Annotated in this window: 11 protein-coding genes and 1 pseudogene; all 12 read left to right on the top strand. The window is 49.6% G+C overall.

Annotated features, from left to right (window positions below):
- Positions 1 to 169 precede the first annotated feature (169 nt).
- The 12 genes and pseudogenes from PUR_RS07460 (at position 170) to PUR_RS07515 (ending at position 14834) form a co-directional block, all read left to right on the top strand.
- On the top strand, positions 170 to 496 hold the full coding sequence (locus PUR_RS07460) for an ArsR/SmtB family transcription factor (protein ID WP_179034693.1): 327 nt from the start codon (positions 170 to 172) through the stop codon (positions 494 to 496).
- A gap of 348 nt (positions 497 to 844) precedes the next feature.
- Positions 845 to 1873 (top strand): LacI family DNA-binding transcriptional regulator, encoded by a 1029-nt coding sequence (locus tag PUR_RS07465; protein WP_179034694.1) that lies wholly within the window; start codon positions 845 to 847, stop codon positions 1871 to 1873.
- Between the two features lie 119 nt (positions 1874 to 1992).
- Positions 1993 to 3342, top strand: coding sequence for an ABC transporter substrate-binding protein (locus PUR_RS07470; RefSeq protein ID WP_179034695.1), 1350 nt, complete (start codon positions 1993 to 1995; stop codon positions 3340 to 3342).
- Positions 3343 to 3752: 410 nt separating this feature from the next.
- A pseudogene (locus tag PUR_RS07475) lies at positions 3753 to 4972 on the top strand (IS110 family transposase).
- Between the two features lie 208 nt (positions 4973 to 5180).
- Positions 5181 to 6488: an ABC transporter permease subunit gene (locus PUR_RS07480; RefSeq protein WP_179034696.1), complete on the top strand. Its 1308-nt coding sequence runs from the start codon at positions 5181 to 5183 to the stop codon at positions 6486 to 6488.
- An 11-nt stretch (positions 6489 to 6499) separates the two neighbouring features.
- A complete protein-coding gene (locus tag PUR_RS07485) occupies positions 6500 to 7327 on the top strand; it encodes a carbohydrate ABC transporter permease (protein WP_179034697.1) in 828 nt (275 codons plus the stop codon).
- A gap of 25 nt (positions 7328 to 7352) precedes the next feature.
- Positions 7353 to 8693, top strand: coding sequence for a sulfatase family protein (locus PUR_RS07490; protein WP_179034698.1), 1341 nt, complete (start codon positions 7353 to 7355; stop codon positions 8691 to 8693).
- A 202-nt stretch (positions 8694 to 8895) separates the two neighbouring features.
- Positions 8896 to 10671, top strand: a complete 1776-nt coding sequence (locus PUR_RS07495; protein ID WP_179034699.1) for a sensor histidine kinase — start codon at positions 8896 to 8898, stop codon at positions 10669 to 10671.
- A 5-nt stretch (positions 10672 to 10676) separates the two neighbouring features.
- Positions 10677 to 11483, top strand: coding sequence for a response regulator (locus tag PUR_RS07500; RefSeq protein ID WP_179034700.1), 807 nt, complete (start codon positions 10677 to 10679; stop codon positions 11481 to 11483).
- A 164-nt stretch (positions 11484 to 11647) separates the two neighbouring features.
- Entirely contained in the window at positions 11648 to 12970 is a 1323-nt protein-coding gene (locus PUR_RS07505; protein WP_179034701.1) for an ABC transporter substrate-binding protein, read from the top strand.
- A 72-nt stretch (positions 12971 to 13042) separates the two neighbouring features.
- A complete protein-coding gene (locus PUR_RS07510; RefSeq protein ID WP_179034702.1) occupies positions 13043 to 13924 on the top strand; it encodes a carbohydrate ABC transporter permease in 882 nt (293 codons plus the stop codon).
- 109 nt (positions 13925 to 14033) lie between these two features.
- On the top strand, positions 14034 to 14834 hold the full coding sequence (locus PUR_RS07515) for a carbohydrate ABC transporter permease (RefSeq protein ID WP_232101858.1): 801 nt from the start codon (positions 14034 to 14036) through the stop codon (positions 14832 to 14834).
- Positions 14835 to 14839: the final 5 nt, after the last annotated feature.

The raw sequence follows: 14839 nt of genomic DNA on the forward strand, positions 1-14839 counted from the left end.
AAAGCCTAAACCGGTTGGTTCAGGCTTTTTCTATGTCTTTTGTAATGATGCCAAGCGATTTAAAGAATTGTCTTCGTGAAAAGCTCGGCGGGGTGTGCTTGATCTTATAAAATAATCTCTTTAGAATATAACCATTAGCTTCATAAACGTACGGGAAGGAGGATTCGGTATGGAGATTTTTACGAATATTGCAGATGATCTGAAGCTTCTGGGCGACAGAACCCGCTTAGCAATGCTTTCCCTTTTAAAAGAGCGGGAATGGTGCGTGTGCGAATTTGTCAGCATCTTCGACATTTCCCAGCCCGCCGTCAGCCAGCATTTAAGAAAGCTGAAAAGTAAAGGCATGGTTAAGGAGAAGAAACGCGGACAATGGGTTTACTATTCGTTGAATGTTGAAGACAAGCCGTATATCCGGGACGTTCTTGATCATATGCCGGACTCCAAAACGATCCTGTCCTCCCTGAATAAAGAATCCGTTACCGCCTCATGCGAGTAATGAAGAGTGGGGAGATTCCCCAATATAGTGGAACGATTAACGCGGAGATGTGTCCAAGGATGCATAGCTGCGTTTTTATTTTTCCGGATTATCAATAATTCATACTTGACCCATTGGATTTATCGTGATATATTTTCTCCAATGAAAGTTTTAATTTCATACCCTAAGCGCCCACTGGACAAACCAACGGCCTACCGCACTCTATCAAAGAGCCAAGTAGGCCTTTTTCTATCCATTGAAAGGAGTGAAGGAGAATTTCGCCGCAAGTTGGTATACAAAACGGAATAACTTGAACAGGAAACTGAAAAGCTTTTCAGTGGAAAAAGCGTCCGGTGAAAGGTGATAGACATGAAAGCAACGATCAAAGATGTGGCACGACTCTCCGGCGTATCCATCAGCACGGTATCCAGAGTAATGAATAATCCCGAATTGGTTGTTCCCAGGAAACGTCAGAGGGTGCTTGAAGCCATCCGCGAGCTGCACTATTCGCCGAACGCATTGGCGCGAGGGCTTATACATAAGCGGACCGGGACTCTGGGAGTTTTGATTCCGGATATATCTAATCTTTTTTATCCCGCCGTGCTCAGAGGCATGGAGGATGCAGCCAACCAGTCGGATTACAATCTGATTATTTGCAACACGGATACAAGCACCGTGCGCAGAAATTCCATTCTGAAGGTGCTGTATGAGAAGCAGATTGACGGCGTGATTTGGACAAGCGAGCCGCTTCCCCGTGACAGTTACGAGATGTTTGACACGCTCGATTTTCCGGTGGTGCTTGCGGCTACCCACAGTCCGGATTATGAGATTCCTTCCGTAAGGGTTGACGATGAGCAGGCAGCCTATGACGCGACCGTGTATCTGATTAAACGGGGGCATACCCGAATCGGTATGATCAGCGGTCCGCCGAACGATCCGATCTCCGGTTATCCGCGGATTCAGGGCTTTCTTCGGGCATTAAGGGATCATCAACTTCAATTTGACGAATCGGTCTGTGTGGAATTCGGGAAATATCATTTTGAGGACAGCTATGAAGCGATGAAACGTCTTCACGGCAAATATCCGGAAATGACTGCTGTGTTTGCCTCCAGCGATGAACGGGCTTTAGCCGCCATTTCTTATTTGCACGAGAATCAGATCCGGGTTCCGGACGAAATCTCGGTTATCGGTTTTGACGACACGCGGATGGCGGGCATGAGCTTTCCCCGGCTGACGACGGTAGCCCAGCCTCTGTACAACATCGGGTATTTGGCGGTGGACAAGCTTCTGAAAGTGATCAATGGGGAGCCTATCGAGGAACTGCGAACCTGCGTGCCCCACCGAATTATCGAACGGAATTCCGTAATTGACTGTACGCAGCAGGCCGTTATCAAGTAGATGCGGCTGCTGTGGAGTAAAGAGACGGATAAGGAGTAATCGGTTGGCCAAGCTGAAAAGCTTTTCTATTTTGTAATAATTGTAATCTTTTAATCAGATTCCAGAGGAGGATTTAAACAATGAGAACAAAAGCAGCGAAATTAAGTATGGCACTGATTATGACCGGGGTACTCCTCGCGGGGTGCGGTAACTCCGGCAACAATGCCTCAGGATCGGGCAGCGCAAGCGGAGAATCCAGTGCGGCTCCTTCCGCGGGGGCTTCAGCGGCAGCTACCGCCGCCCCGGCAGCGGGCGAAAAAGTGAAGATCGTCTTCAGCCAGGGCGCAGACCAGACCGATGGCACCAAAAAACTGGTGGAAGCCTTTGAAGCGCAGCATCCGGACATCGATGTCGAGGTCCGCGAGTTCCCGAATGATTCCTCGCAAATGCATGACCAGCTTCTGACGATTCTGAGCGGCCAATCCTCCGAGATTGATGTCGTCAACCTGGATGTGACGTGGCCGGCCGAATTCGCCCAAGCCGGGTTCCTGCTGCCGCTGGACCGGTATATTGAGCAGGATGGTATTGATACGAACGAATACTTGAAGGGCGGTATTCAAGCCGGATATTACAACGGCCAGCAGTGGGCGTTCCCGAGATACAACAATGCGGGGCTGCTCTACTACCGCACCGATCTGGTGAAGAAGGTTCCGACGACCTGGGACGAGCTCCTGAAGCAGGCGGAGGAACTGAAAGGCAAAGGCGGAACGAAGTACGGATTCGTAACTCAAGGCAAGCAGTATGAGGGACTGGCCGTCGGGTTTACCGAACTGGTTAACGCTTATGGCGGTCAAATCATTGACGATCAGGGCAACGTTGTCGTGAACAGCCCGGAAGCCCTGAAGGGACTGAAGAAGCTGATCGAGATCCAAACCTCGAAGGCGGTTCCTTCCAACCTGAACACCTTCACCGAAAAAGAAACCTTGACTGCTTTCATCGAAGGCGACGCCGTATTCGCCCGGCATTGGCCGGCCTTGTACGCACAGGCCAACGACACCAAAGTATCCAAAGTTGTCGGTAAAGTAGGCATTGCTCCTCTTCCTGCCGGAGACGCCCGTTCCGCGGCGGCGCTTGGCGGTTGGCTGGGCGCCATCAGCAAATACTCCAAGCATCCGAAGGAAGCTTGGGAATTCCTGAAATTCCTGATCAGCGAGCAAGGAGAAAAGATTGTGGCTATCAACAATACGCAAACGCCGACCTACCTGAAGCTGTTCGAAGATCCGGAAGTGCAGAAGGCAAGCCCGTTGTTTGCAAGCCGCGATTTCGTGAACGGTCTTGGCAGCGCGGTTCCGCGTACCATTACACCGCAATACGCCAAAATCTCCGGGCTGATTCAAGTCGAGGTCTCCAAGGCCATCGCCGGTCAGCAGACCGCTGAGCAGGCCCTGGCTAATTTGGAAACGCAAATTAAAGCCGCTGTTTCTCAATAAGCGTCAATCAAGTCCAATAAGGCGGGTGAAGAGCCGTATTTACGGCTCTCACTCGTTTTTGAAAATATAAGACTGTATAAGCCGGCGGCTTAACATTTTGGCTTATATTTCTACGAGAAACGTACTTGCGTCTTATAAAGACGCCGTCAGGCGTTTCTTCTTGAAATATCAGACTCCCATGCCGCTGCGCGGCACCACTGAATAATGAAAATATGGGCGATACTGGTTACTGGGCTGGCGAAGGTAGGTCGTACTTTCTTGGTGTCACGAACCCGGATATCAGACGGACCCCATCGACCCGGTGCATCACAGATTGTTGCTCCCATTCGGGAAGCACGCAGGGCAGAATAACCTTAGTATTGGTCTTTGCACCAGCCTTAATTAGCGCCAGCAGGCAGGAGAAGCAAAGCATGGAAATCCTGATTGAACGTTGCTGTGGATTGGATGTGCACAAGAAAAGCATCACCGCATGTATCATCACCCCGAAAGGAAAGGAGATTCGAAGTTTTGAAACCCTGACCAGACGACTGGTCGATCTGGTGGATTGGATCAAAAGCGAGCGGTGCAGCCATGTCGCGATGGAGAGTACCGGGGATTACTGGAAACCGATTTATAACCTGCTTGAACTGGAAGACGTCAAGCCGATCGTCGTGAACGCTCAGCATATCAAAGCGGTGCCTGGGCGAAAAACGGATGTAAAGGATGCGGAATGGATTGCCAAGCTACTCCGGCATGGACTGGTGCAAGGGAGCTATATTCCGGGTCGGGAGCAGCGTGAGCTACGGGAAATTATTCGCTACCGGCGAAGCATCATCGAAGAACGAGCCCGGGAAGTAAACCGACTGCAAAAGGTACTGGAAGGTGGAAATATCAAACTCTCGTCGGTGGCCTCCAATGTGCTGGGCGTATCTGGACGGAACATGCTGGAAGCGATGATTCAGGGAGAAAGTGATCCATCGATCCTGGCTGACTTCGCGCAAAAGAAGCTGAAGGCCAAGAAAGAACAATTAAAACTGGCGCTTGAAGGTAGCTTGGGGCCGCATCAGCTGCTCATGCTGGAAAAACAGCTGTCGCATATCGACCAATTGAACGAGTTAATCACCGAACTGGATGAAGAAGTGGAACGCCGAATGACCCCTTTCGCAGAGGACCTGAAGTTGTGGATACCATTCCCGGCGTCGGTAAGCGAACCGCCGAACAAATTCTGGCGGAAATCGGGACCGACATGACACGGTTTCCAAGTCCGGGACATTTATGTTCCTGGGCAGGAATGACTCCAGGTCACGATGAAAGTGCCGGGAAAAAGCGGTCAGCGAAGACCCGAAAAGGGAACAAAAAACTGCGAAGTGCGCTGGTGGAAGCGGCACGGGCCGCGGGACGAAAAAAGAATACCTACCTGTCGGCCCAATATCACCGGATCGCAGGCAGGCGAGGAAAAAACAGGGCAGCAGTGGCTGTCGGACATAGCATCCTGACGATCGTTTATATCTTGTTAACGCGAAAACAAGAATATAAAGAACTGGGATTTGATTATTTCGATCAACGAAACCGCGACATGGTGATGAACCGTTCCATCAAACGATTAGAATCCTTAGGCTACCAAGTGAATCTGACGGAACAAACGGCCTGACAGCTGATTCAAAAAAATATACAATCTGGGGTTTGTTTTCGTATGCACACTTTTAGTGTTCTGGAGCAACTTTATTTTCAGGGCAGAAAGTATAAGCTTCGCGCTTATCCTTAACCTGATATTTTTACGAGAAACGGATGCCTTCCTCTTCCAGAGGACGGCGAAGCCGTTTCTTCTTACTGAACTCGAATAAAGGGGAGTCCATACTATGCCGCTTAAGAAAAAAAGCAAATGGAAAGAAGGGCGAGCGGCATATGCCATGATCCTGCCCGCTGTGCTGATTATTGCTGCAGTTGCGCTCTGGCCGCTGCTCCGTTCCTTCTGGATCAGCCTGTTTGATCTCCGGCTGGGCGATCCGACACGCAATGCCATCCACTACTCGTATTCGATGAATGTCGAGCAGTATGCCGACCGGTTTCCAGGTTTGCTCCGGGCAGTGAAGCGGGAAGCCGGAAATGCCGGAGGCGGCGCATTGTCCGTCCTGTCCGCTGTCGAGAAGAAATTGGATGAAGTCGGCGGCGGGCTTGAGGATGACCCGGCGTTTCAGGAGAGGCTCACCAAGGTGAACGGGCTGCTGGATGCTTTTTCACCGGTCCCGCAAGAGCTGCGGTTCATCCCGGTGGATAATGCGAAGGCCGAGCGGCTCAAGGCAGAGCTTCAAGAGATTCGAAAGGAGCTTGCCGGACTAAAGGTCGCCGGGTCCTTGGAACGCCCGGATGAAGTTATTGGGCTGACCAATGCCGTGCTCGATACGTTCCAGGCTCCCAATTTTGTCGGTTTATCGCATTATAAAGACTTGATGTCGGGCCGGCGGCTGTGGGAGTCGCTGGGCAACACCCTGTTGTTTACCGTGTTTGCCGTGGCGCTGGAGATGCTGCTGGGACTTCTGATTGCGCTGCTGATGAACCGGACCTTTCGGGGGCGCGGGCTGGTGCGTGCGGCGGTGCTCATACCCTGGGCTACGCCGACCGCCGTATCAGCCATGATCTGGCATTATCTGTACGACGGGCAGAACGGCATTGTCGCGAAGCTGTTATACGAAGCCGGGCTGATTTCGGATATGGGAACCCTTCTGTCTTCCGGCTCCCAGGTCATGGGTTCGGTCATAATGGCCGATGTCTGGAAGACGGCCCCTTTCGTGGCTCTGCTGCTGCTTGCCGGTCTTCAGAACATTCCCGCTTCCCTGTATGAAGCCGCCTGGGTAGATGGAGGCGGCAGGTGGAAGCAGTTTGTGCATGTAACCGTGCCGCTGCTGAAGCCCGCATTTTTCGTCGCGCTGATGTTCCGTACGCTGGATGCCTTCCGCGTGTTTGATCTGATCTATGTGCTTACCGGCGGCGGCCCTGCGAATTCAACGGAATCGATCTCCATCTACGCGTACAAAACGATGTTCAGTGAACTCGATTTCGGCAAAGGCTCGGCGCTTTCCGTCATTGTATTTGTTTGCGTGCTATTGATCAGCATGGTCTATGTCAAATGGCTTGGAGCCGATGTTGTCGGCCGGCGCGCAAGTTAAGGAGGGGGAGCATGAATCAAAAGAGAGGTCTGCTGTTTTATATCGCCATTGCCGCGTTTATTGGAATTGTGATTTTTCCGTTTCTGTGGGTACTGCTCGCTTCATTAAAAGCTCCCCTGTATTTATACGGAGAGTACGCGTTCAGTATTAAGGTCCCGGAGTACACGCTCCAGAACTACATTTCCGTGTTTACGAACCATCCTTTCGGCAGATATCTGCTGAACAGCTTTACGGTCGGTGTGCTGACGATGTTTCTTTCTATCAGTATCGCGGCCTTTGCATCGTATGCGGTGGCCCGGCTGTACTTTTTTGGAAAAACCTTTTTTCTCGGCATTCTGCTCGCCGTATCCATGCTGCCGCAAATCGCCACATTGTCGCCGCTGTTTTTGTTTATGCAATCCATCGGTTTGCGCAACACGTACGCCGGGCTGGTCATTCCCTATACAACCTATGCCCTGCCGATTGCGATATGGTACATGACTACGTTCTTCAAGCAGATTCCGGTCGAGCTAGAGGAGGCGGCCAAAGTGGACGGTGCTTCCTTGCTGGGCATTTTTGGCCGGGTGCTGCTGCCGCTCGTGTCGCCCGGGCTGTTCACGACGGCCATTATCGTGTTTGTGGACGCGTGGCATGAGTTCCTGTTCGCGCTGACAATCAATACGAAGCAGTCGATGATGACGGTGCCCGTCGGTATTGCCATGTTCCAGGGGGAGTTTACGTTTCCTTGGGGAGAAATATCGGCGGCAACCGTGACGGTAACGGTTCCGGTGGTGCTGCTCGTCCTGCTGTTCCAGCGCCGGATTATCGCCGGCCTGACGTCGGGAGCGGTGAAGCAATAAATGTGGTCAAAAGGAGGAACATGAAATGAAGCGTAAAAATATTTTGCTCATGATCTCGCATGACACCGGCCGGTATTTGGGCTGCTACGGACAATCGGTCAAAACGCCAGCTATTGACGCTTTAGCTGAGGAAGGAGTGCGCTTCAGCAATTATTTCTGCCCGGCGCCGCAATGCAGCCCGAGCCGGGGGAGCATCCTTTCCGGGCTCTATCCGCAAAATCACGGAATGATCGGGCTAAGCCATCTCGGCTTCTCCATAAACCCGGAGGTAACAACGCTGCCGATGAGCCTGGGTGAAGCCGGCTATGAAACCGCGCTGATCGGCTTCAGCCATGAAACGATCGGCGAAGCCGGAGGCGACCGCACCTCATCTACATATAAGCTGGGTTACGAGACGGTCCTCCCGGTGCCAGGCGACCGGGCCGCGGATGTCGCGGAGCGGGTCGTCTCTTTCCTGGAGGATAGAGCGGCAGGGCCGCAGGAACGACCGTTTTTTGCTTCAGTCGGTTTCTTTGAAACCCACCGCGATTTCGACGAATACGCGCCGGTGGCCGATCCGGCTGAAGAGATCGTTCCGCCGCCTTACCTTCCCGACACGGAGCGGGTGCGGGAAGACTTTGCGCTGCTGCGCGGCTCGGTCAAGATGCTTGACCAAGGCATCGCCCGCATCCTGTCCCGGCTGGATGCCTTGGGACTTGCGGAAGAGACGCTGGTGATCTATACGACGGATCACGGCATTGCCTTCCCCCGGGCCAAGGGCACTCTGATGGATGCAGGCCTTGAGACCGCTCTCGTTATGCGCTGTCCGGGCACACTGGAAGGCGGGCAGGTCAACGGTCATTTGCTCTGCAACATTGATCTGATGCCTACCCTGCTGGAGTTTGCCGGAGCGGAGGCGCCGCAGGACATCGATGGAGTCAGCTTTTACAGGCTCCTGCAGAATGCGGACGGACCCTCTACACGCGACCATTTCTTCGCCGAGCTGACTTGGCATGACCAGTATCATCCGATGCGTGGCGTCCGCACGGACCGGTACAAATACATCCGCAATTTCGAGGACGGGCCTTCCGTTTATTTGCCGCTCGACATTCACCTCAGTCCCTCCGGTCATGAAGTGCGGGAAGAATATTATAAGCCGAATGTGCCTGAAGAGCTGTACGATCTTGCGAAAGATCCGCTTGAGGAACGGAATTTGGCCGATGACCCGGCTTATGCAGAAATTCTGCTGGAACTGCAGCGGAAGGTGGAGGATTGGATGGTATCAGGCGCCGACCGGCTGCTGAGCGGTAAAGTTCCGGGCATCGCCGCTTCCGACTGGCAGGAGCAATATGATAACGGCAGCGCATACGGTTCAAAACGAGGGTAGCGACCAACTGGAATTTTGCAGTCTTTTGCCCCGGATGTCATTTAAGTTACCGGGGCGAAAGCTTCCGGATGGTCGTTGCAATGGTGGCCCGCACTAAACAGTTAATCAAGGAAACCTACGTCTGTTCAAATGATTCTCCGTTTGCTAGTATAGGGTCATAAGCATCAAACATTCCGCAGTATCATCCCCTGGAGCTGAGTATATGTGGAAAAAAGTTATGGCTATTCTGTTCCCTGCTTCATTGAAGAATCGATTGTTTTTGGCTTTTATTCTGCTCATCTTGTTTCCGTTCTCCATTCTGAACATCTATAATTTCAACAAAATGGAGGGCGTAATCAAAACCAAGGTGAGCGAACAAAGCCAGACGGAAATGGATCAGATGAAACGATCGCTTGAGGAAATCATTAACACATCGATTCGTACGTTCACTTTGCTTGAGCAAGATCCGAATATTTCCGACATTCTACAAAATCCGGCGAAATACGATTCTTACGATTCACAGAATCATTTGGAGAATAAATTTAAAGCGCTTACAAATAGTATTTTTTTAACGACTTCCCATGTCTATTTTACGATTTTGGATATGAAAGGACATTTCTATACTTCCTATAAGCCCGCTGAAGCGTTGGGGTATGATAAGCTGAAGAGGCAAGACTGGTACCATCAGGACATACGGGGACAAACGCCTTATCAATGGTTCCTGGAAGTGAATTATGTTCATAAGGATGAGTCTCCTAATCCCCGGCTGCTTACAGCTGTCACTTCTTTTAAAAGCCCCAATGGAGAGGTGTACGCGGTTGTTCGTTTGAGTATTGATTATATCGATTGGTTTCAATCTATAACGTACGGGGCTTCGCCTGGTCAAGACTATTTTTTGGCCAGTGCCGATGGGGAGATTGTTGCCGAGAATAGGAATGCTGCACAGGAACTGAATGCATCGGCCTGGGATCGGATCAGAAGGAATGCGAGTAAAGAAGGATTTGATCTGGATCGCGATTCTATTGTGATTTACACCTATATTCCTTGGCTTGATTGGTATCTGCTGAAAAGAGTGTCAACCGGCGTTGTTTTTGCGGAAACCGAACAGCTTAAACAATCGTTTTTCTTTTCTTTTATTCTATTTACAACAGCTTTCGTCCTGATCACGTTTTTTATTGCTGCGACAATTACCCGGCCGCTTAAGCACCTTCAGGTCAGAATGCAGCAGATGGTAAGGAAAAATTTGAAGGTCCGCCTCCCGGAAGAACGCTATCGCGGGGAAATGCGCCAATTGACTCAGACGTTCAACCAAATGGTTAGCGATATGAATGGTCTGGTAGACAGGCTGAGAATCGAGGAACGGGAAAAAGAAGCTGTACATTTCCAAATGCTGCTCTCCCAAACAAATCCGCATTTTTTGCTGAACACGTTAAATACGATCAAATGGATTGCTATTGGTAAGCAGGATGAGGAGATCAGTGAAATCTGCCTATCCCTGGGAAGGCTGCTGGAAGCCAGTTTAAACTCGGAAGTGGAGCTGATCTATTTAAAGAACGAAGTGGAACTCGTTGATGCTTACATGGTTATTCAGAATTTCAGGTACAAACAGAGATTTAAGGTTCACTTTGAAATCGATGAGTTTTTGAAATATGCATTGGTACCGAAACTTAGTCTTCAGCCACTAGTTGAAAATTGCATCCAGCACGGTTTCAAGCTGACCAAGGAAGAAGGAGAAATTCGGATTCGCACTTATCGGAGCGAGGACAGACTGGTTGTGGAGGTGGAGGATAACGGTATTGGAATCGCTCAAACTGAGGCCTTATATCAAGAGGTTCCTTCTCCAAGAAAGCGAAGCGGAATCGGACTCAGCAATTTGAACAAGAGGCTTGCCCTTTTATTCAAAGAAAAGGCCGGACTAGACGTGCAATCCTCGGATCATGGAACGCTTGTCAGGTACTATCTGCCCCTCTTGCTCTCTGAACCCTATCATAAGGAGTGAATGCAATGTTGACCGTCATGCTCGTGGAGGATGAAGTGTTTGTCAGAGAATCGGTCAGAAAAATAATCGATTGGGAAGCTTTGGGGTTCACCGTCATCGGAGAAGCGGGAGACGGGGAGGAAGCTTTCCGATTTATTATCGACCGCAATCCTGATATTGTCATATCGGATATCATCATGCCCAGGATGAACGGTGTAGATCTTCTGAAGAAAGTCCGCGAACACGGAATTTCCTCAAGATTTATCATGCTGTCCTGCATGAGTGATTTTGAATATGTAAGGCAAGCCCTGGAATACGGGGCCTCCAATTACATTCTAAAGCTGTCTATGGATGTGAAAGCACTTCGGGTCGCTTTGGAGAAGGTTGGCAAGGAGCTGAATTCGGCTTCCGGGAAGGGAGCTTTACAGTCCGAGGCCCGAAAACCGGCATCGGAGCCGGATAAATCCGAGGATTTGACCACAGACCACCCCGAAATCAATCGCATCCTTGATTATATTCATCAGCACTTTATGGAGGATATTACACTAACTTATATGGCTCACTATGTGGTCATGGATGTCAAGTACGTTAGCCAGCTGTTTAAGAAAAAAACAGGCCAAACTTTTGTGCATTATTTGCACCGTATTCGGATTGAGCAGGCTTGCCGCTATTTGGAAACCTCCAGGATGCCGGTTCATGAAATCGGCGAGAGGGTAGGTTTTACCAATGACAATTATTTTATCAAAATTTTCCGGCGGTGCTGCGGTATGACCCCTCAGAGTTACCGTAAGCTGAATACAAACAATCGGGCGAATTCCATTGCCGCTGAATAGAACAAGAAATTGTTCTATTTTTTTATTTGTATCCAGCAAATTCAAGATTTTGATCTATCGATGTATAGAATCTGTTCATTATCCGGTATTCCGGATAGATGTATAGTTGAGAAGTAGAGCGATAAACCAATCAGGAAGGTCGAAAGGGAGGTTCTAAGCTAACTATGAATAAAAAGAAAACAGCATTATCCATGGTGGCTTCATTGGCTTTGCTTGCGGGGCTGTTTGCAGGCTGCAGCACCGGCGGTTCAACGGATGGCAAGCAGGGTGGCAACGGAACAGGTTCAGAGAACAAGGGAGTCACCTTGAAGTTTTGGGGAGGTGTTCCTGCGGAGAACGGCCCGCAAGCGGTTGTAGATGCCTGGAACAAACAGAACCCGGATATTCAGGTCAAATATGAGCGCTATGTGAATGATGATGCCGGCAACCTGAAGCTGGATACCGCTTTAATTGCCGGGCAGGATGTGGATTTGTTTGTGAATTACACGACGACACGGCTGCAGAAAAGGGTGGAGAACGGAAATGCCGTCGATCTATCCGCCTTCAACGATTATAATATCGATGAAAAAATGGGGCCGGATGCAGAGGAATGGAAGCTTGACGGAAAGTATTACGGGATGCCGACCAAACGGAATATTTATTTTTTCTGGTTAAATAAAGACGCCCTGGATCAAGCGAATCTTCCGGTACCTTTCGATTGGACCTGGAAAGATGCTCAGGAGTATGCGGCTAAGCTTAAAACAGATAAACGCTATGGATTAGTTCAACATTTGGAAGCGTTTCCAGATCCGATGGACGGTTCGCTGGCCGGGGCCAAATATGTGAAGCCGGACGGCACATCCGATTTTGATAATCCGATCGTCGGAACCTGGCTTGAAACGCTGAACTCCATGATGAAGGACAGCAAGTCTACGCCGCCGCTCGGTGAACAGTTAACGACCAAGATGCCGGTTGAAACCGTGTTCCTGAAAGGCGAGGCAGCGATGATGAATGCCGGTGAATGGATTTTCCGGAGCTCGAACGATCTGAAGAGCAACCCCAGAGATTTCAAAATTGCCTTTGCGCCCGTACCTAAGGTAACGAAGGATCAGACCAATTTTAAAATCCGGGGCGGGCTGGGAGACACCATTTCCATCTCCGCAAAAAGCCCGAATAAAGAAGCCGCGTGGAAATTCCTGAAATGGTACGCCGATGGTGGAATGCTGCCGATGGCCCCGGGCGGGCGGGTTCCAGCTTCTAAGGACGCCAATTTGGAGGAAGCGACCAAGCTCCTTCTTGGTGACGCGGCGGATACTTACGATCAAGAGTCGCTGCAGAAAGTCGTATTTGGCGAATTTGACACTTATAATCGTGATTTACCCCAGCAGGTCATGGATTTGCGCAAAGAAGAATATGAGAAGTACTTTCTTGGCAAACAGGATTTGAAAACCACGCTAGAAACACTCGCCAAACGGCATAACGATTTTATAAAGCAAAATAAGAAATAAACGAGGCTTTGAAAGGGGAGCGTACCTGATGTTGGGTGCTCCCCTTCTCCAAACCAACAGGAGGAATCCTTGATGAATGTCAACTGGTTGAAACGTCAGCGGTGGATCGGCATGCTTTTTATTGCTCCCAATTTAATAGGTATATTGCTGTTCTTCATCATCCCTGCGATCTTTTCCCTGGGATTGGTTTTTACGGATTGGAAGTTCGGTAGTCCGGTCTTTCATTTCGTCGGACTCGATAATATCAGCAGATTGCTGCATGACGATTTATTTTACATTTCCTTAAAAAACACAGGTATCTTCTTATTATCTGTCCCAGTCTCCATCCTGCTTGCTTTCCTGGTGGCAATTATACTTAATCATTCAGTTTATTTGAAAGGCCTGCTGCGGGCTATGTATTTCATGCCTTATATCACGAGCGGTGTGGCCATTGGCTTTGTTTGGATGCTGCTATTTCACCCGGAACAAGGTCCAATCAACCAGTTCCTTAGAATGGTTGGCGTAAGTCATCCTCCGCAGTGGCTGGCCTCGATGGATACTTCCATGTACGCCATGGATATTATCTGGATCTGGTTTATGCTGGGATACAATATGATTATTTATTTGGCGGCTTTACAGGAAATATCTTCGGATATCCTGGAAGCGGCTAAAATCGACGGGGCCCATTACGGGAAGATCATCCGGCATATTTTGTTTCCGCTGGTGAGTCCAACCACTTTTTTACTGCTGATTACGGGACTGATCATGACGATCAAGACATTCGGGATAATCGAGGCAACCACACAGGGCGGACCGGGGAGCAGCACAACGATTTTGTCCTTATATGTTTACAAAACAGCATTCTCCTACTATGAGATGGGATATGCTTCCACAGTCTCGTGGGCCCTGTTCGCCGTTATCCTGTTCATTACGCTGCTTCAATGGTTTGGTCAAAAGAAATGGGTTCATTATTAATCGGCAGGGAGGCAATTTCATGAGTTCACCAAGAACGAACGTTCTTACCAAAACTCCGGTTTTTTCCCGAAGACGTTCGATTGCTTCAGGCATCCAATGGATCAAGGTCATGATGACGATCTTGATGCTGATATTCGCTGTAGCTACCATTCTTCCCTTTCTGTGGATGATCAGCACATCCTTCAAGAGCCCGGCAGAGGTCTTCGAGTACCCGATTCACTGGATTCCACAGCATTGGGTGATGGAGCATCACCAAAAAGTGTGGTTTGGAGATAGCAGCTTTGTTCAGTACTACTACAATTCGTTAAAGGTTGCCGTGATTTCAACCTTCGGCGCCACGTTTCTTTCGGCACTTGCAGCCTATGGTTTTTCCCGTGTGGAATTTAAGGGAAGAGAAGCGCTATTCGTCATTTATTTGTCGATGATGATGATTCCGCCGCAGGTCCTGTTCGTTCCCAAGTTCATTATGTTTAATTGGATTGGCATTTATAATACGCACTGGGCGTTAATTCTGCCAGGCTTTTTCACCATCTTCGGGGTGTTCCTGATGCGCCAATTTATGATTTCCATCCCCAAGGAAATTACGGAATCGGCATTTATTGACGGCGCAGGCCATTTTCGCATTTTTTTTCAACTGATGCTTCCACTGGCTAAGCCGGCTTTGGCTACGCTCGCAATTATCGATTTTTCCTGGCACTGGAACGATTATGAGAACGCGCTTGTTTTTCTGATTGATCAGAAGCTGTTTACAGTACCACTAGGCCTGCAAAATTTCATTCTTGAATACAACATTGACTATAACGGGATGATGGCGGCAACTTCTGCGGGGATTATTCCCATTCTGATTCTGTTTCTGATTGGCCAAAGATTTATTATTCAAGGAATATCCAACACCGCAGTGAAAGGGTAGTGTGA

The sequence above is a fragment of the Paenibacillus sp. URB8-2 genome, from assembly GCF_013393385.1.
GTDB lineage: Bacteria > Bacillota > Bacilli > Paenibacillales > Paenibacillaceae > Paenibacillus_AQ.